General features: G+C 69.0%; 4 protein-coding genes. All 4 read left to right on the top strand.

Annotated elements, in window-relative coordinates; translation table 11 throughout:
* The first annotated feature begins 326 nt into the window (after window positions 1-326).
* The 4 genes from ABD369_RS41515 (at window position 327) to ABD369_RS40260 (ending at window position 3,235) form a co-directional block, all read left to right on the top strand.
* Window positions 327-638 carry a DUF6087 family protein gene (locus tag ABD369_RS41515; RefSeq protein ID WP_425557894.1) on the top strand — a complete coding sequence of 104 codons (312 nt, stop codon included), beginning with the start codon at window positions 327-329 and terminating at the stop codon, window positions 636-638.
* Between the two features lie 54 nt (window positions 639-692).
* Window positions 693-1,139 (top strand): NUDIX hydrolase, encoded by a 447-nt coding sequence (locus ABD369_RS40250; protein WP_344641601.1) that lies wholly within the window; start codon window positions 693-695, stop codon window positions 1,137-1,139.
* A 194-nt stretch (window positions 1,140-1,333) separates the two neighbouring features.
* Window positions 1,334-1,825, top strand: a complete 492-nt coding sequence (locus ABD369_RS40255; protein ID WP_344641602.1) for an NUDIX domain-containing protein — start codon at window positions 1,334-1,336, stop codon at window positions 1,823-1,825.
* Between the two features lie 75 nt (window positions 1,826-1,900).
* The gene (locus ABD369_RS40260; protein WP_344641603.1) at window positions 1,901-3,235 is read left to right on the top strand and encodes an ABC transporter ATP-binding protein; all 1,335 of its coding nucleotides are present in this window, start codon (window positions 1,901-1,903) and stop codon (window positions 3,233-3,235) included.
* The last annotated feature ends 226 nt before the right edge of the window (window positions 3,236-3,461 follow it).

A 3,461-nucleotide genomic window follows, 5' to 3' on the forward strand; every position in this document is an offset into this window, starting at 1 on the left:
CCACGCCTCCCCGCACCGAATCGGATGTCCGTCTACATCCAACCGGTTCAGGCATCGCCACCGCCAACCCGGCGAACCTATGCGGTCACGGCACTAGGTACGGCAGAGCACGCCCGCCTCCCGGCCCCGAGCAGCTCAGCCTCGCGTCAGACCTCGATTGTCGGACCCTGCTGCCACACTGAGCGGCTTGAGCAAAGCTGCTGATGGTCAAGGGAGTTGATGCTCTTCATTCGATCGTGTGGCAACCGGTCGAACCCGTCGCAGGCGCCACGTGGGCGGCCTAGGTTGAGCACCCAAGGCCACACTCATGTGCGAGGAAGGTACTGATGTCCGACTCATCAGATGAACCGCCCCACCGGGAACCACTGGCCGCGCGGGCGGCCCGCCGGGAGCGCCGACGGCCCGAGACCGGCACGCTGCGGTCGCTGAGCCTGGCAGCCGGACCGCGGCAACGGGCGCGTGTGGACCGCTCGGTACCCCGGCTGCTCCTCGCCTGGGACGGTTTCGCACGGAAGCCCCACGGCTACGCCGAGGCACAGACGCTCCTCAACACCCCTGCGCCGCGGAAGGCTCCGTCGGTATCACCGCAGCCCACCCCGCCCTTGCGCGAGGGCACCGTCCGTCATCGTCGGCCTTGACCGAACCACCGACACCGCTGTCGTTTCGTCCGCTTCGTCGAAAGGCTCGCTCGCATGGCGCACGCGCCCACCATGGTCGTCGGAGTCCACCTGGTCCTCATCGAGGACGGTCACGTTCTGCTCGGACAGCGGCGCAACACCTCCTTCGCCGACGGGCACTGGCACGTTCCCGCCGGCCATCTCCTCGAGCACGAGTCGATCACACGCGGAATGGCCCGCGAGGCGAAGGAGGAGCTGAGCATCGTGATCCGCGAGGAGGATCTCGAGCTCGTACACGCCCTGCACCACCTGGATGCCGACGACGGCCAGGGCCGACTCCAGCTGTTCTTCCGCCCCCGCGCCTACACCGGCGAGGTCACCAACCGCGAGCCCGAGAAGTGCCACCAGGTGTCCTGGTGGCCGCTGGAGAGGCTGCCGAAGCCGGTCGTCGACTACGCCGCTCACGCACTCGGCCGGATCACGGCGGGCGATGCGATGTCCGTCTTCGGCCGGCCGGCATGAGCAGGCTCGACCAACTGCGCAACAGTGCACGGAGGCAGAGCTCGACAAGCTGCGGCACCTCGGCTGGAGCAACACCGCCGAGTACCCGCTCGGTGCCCTGCCGTACCTCGTCCTGCGCACCTGCACCGACCACCAACTCCCTTTCCCGCACCGGTGCTACCGTACCGCTCCTGATGTGAGAGAAGCCCATCCAAATGTCCGAGCGTTCCGGTCGTGCCGTGTTCTCCGCCGCCGCGGCAGCCTTCATTCCCCGAGGGCGATCCGAGGTCCTCCTCGTTCACCACGCCCGATCGGGCATGTGGGTCCAGCCTGGCGGCAAGAGCGAGTGGGACGAGCCGCCCATGGTTACCTGCCGCCGCGAGGCCACCGAGGAACTCGGCGGCGTCTCCGTCGAGGTCGGGCGGCTGCTGGTCGTCAACTGGCTGACCAAATCCGCCGAGCTGTTCCCCGGCGCCGCCCTCAACGAATTCGCCTACCCCTGCAACCTGTTCACCTTCCACGCCACCCTCGCCCCGGGCGCTGAAGACCGCATCCGGGTGCCCGAGCGGGAGCTGCTCGGCTGGCGTTGGTGGGACATCGACGACGCCTGCCGGCCAGGGGTGATGGAGCCGTACAACGCCCGCAACCTGCGCGCCGCCGCCACCGCCTACCACGAGGGCCAATCCACCGCCTACCTCGAGTCCTGAACGAAGCCGACCGCCTCGCCGCGCTCCTGCGCGAGCTTCTCACCAACCCCTGTCGCCGACGATCGGAGCCGATCCGTGACCAAACCCAAGCCCGAAACGGCCTTTGACCCGGAGGTCTCCGAGAGTGAACTGCTGCTGTTCGGCGGACCGATGCGCTACGACTACGGCTGGGCCCGGCACGAGCTGGCCAGTGCCGACGTATCGTTCCTCGCCATCGCCCGACAGCTGCCCGGCCTGCTACGCCTGGCCGGCCGCATGGCCCGTCAGGCCGACCAGAAAGCGCTAATCACACTCGTCACCGCGGAGGTGCTGCGCGGCATCGCCGCGGCCGTGGCGCTGCTGGCCACCAACCGGGCCCTGAGCCGCCTGCTGACCGCCGGGACAGTCCCGCACGCCCTCCGCGCCGCACTGCCCGCGATCCTCACCGTCGGAGCCATCGCCGCGCTGTCCGCGCTCCTGGCCACCGCCTCGTCCTGGGCAACCGGCCGTCTGGAGCCCGCGGTGTTCCGGATCGCCACCGAGGACTTCCTACGGATCGTCGCCCGCACCGACCTGGAGGCCATCGAGGACAGCGAGTTCCTCTCCGCCGTGGACTCCGCCCGGTTCGGCGCCCTGTCCATCCAGCACCTGGTCGGCCAAGCCACCGCCGTGCTGACCGCCGCCCTCGGCCTGATCTCCGCCGCCGGCGTCCTGACCGTGCTGAACTGGACACTCCTGCCGATGCTCGTCCTGATCACCGCCCCACGCGGCTGGGGCGCGGTGCGCACCGCCCGCCGCCGCTACGCCTCCCGCAAGGCATGGCTGCAACACTCCCGCGCCGCAGGACTGCTCGCGGACATGCTGGTGCACCCCTGGTCGGCTGCCGAGCTGCGCGTGCACGCCGCAGGCCCGTTCATCCTGCGCCACTACGAGCAGATGGCCCGCGCCGCCGCCGACGAGCAGTCCCGCCTCGCGGGCGTCAAAGCCCGCACCGATCTGCTCGCCGCCAGCCTCGCCGGGCTCGCGTCGATCGGCGCGTTCGCTCTGCTGGGCCGGCTGGTGATCCACGGTTCCATGCCGCTCGCGGTGGCCGGTACGGCCGTCTTCGCCATCCGAACCGGCTCGGCCAGCATCGGCAGCCTCGTCGGGCAGATCAACTCCCTCTACGAGGAAGCCCTCTTCGTTCGCGACCTCGACGAACTGCACCGTATCGGCGCCCGCCGCGCCATCCCGACCGGCGGCACCAAGCTCCCCGAGCGCCCGGAGGCAATCCGCGTCGAGGACGTCGCTTTCACCTACCCCGGCCGCGACACCCCCGCCCTGGACAAGGTGAACCTGACCTGTAGGGAACACGCGTTGCTGATCAACATCGGCGATGCTCTCTATGCATGCTCTGATGCACCGAACAGTTGGTGCGTCGGCTTGTTGTGAACAATCCCTCGCCAGCCATGAGCAGCAGGATTAAACCGTGGGCGCACGTGTCAGGGTCCGGCGGACCTGCGGGAACGACCACACGGCCGTCTTGCAACGGCTATCGTGAGTGCCATGCCGCGCCTCCGTGACTAGCCTCGCGCTTTCACGAGCAGGGCTGTCCGAGGCGTGATCAAAAGACTGAGGAGTGCCGCTGACCTGCGACGATAGGGCTTGTCTAAGGTCC

The organism is Kitasatospora cystarginea (assembly GCF_039533515.1).
Taxonomy (GTDB): domain Bacteria; phylum Actinomycetota; class Actinomycetes; order Streptomycetales; family Streptomycetaceae; genus Kitasatospora; species Kitasatospora cystarginea.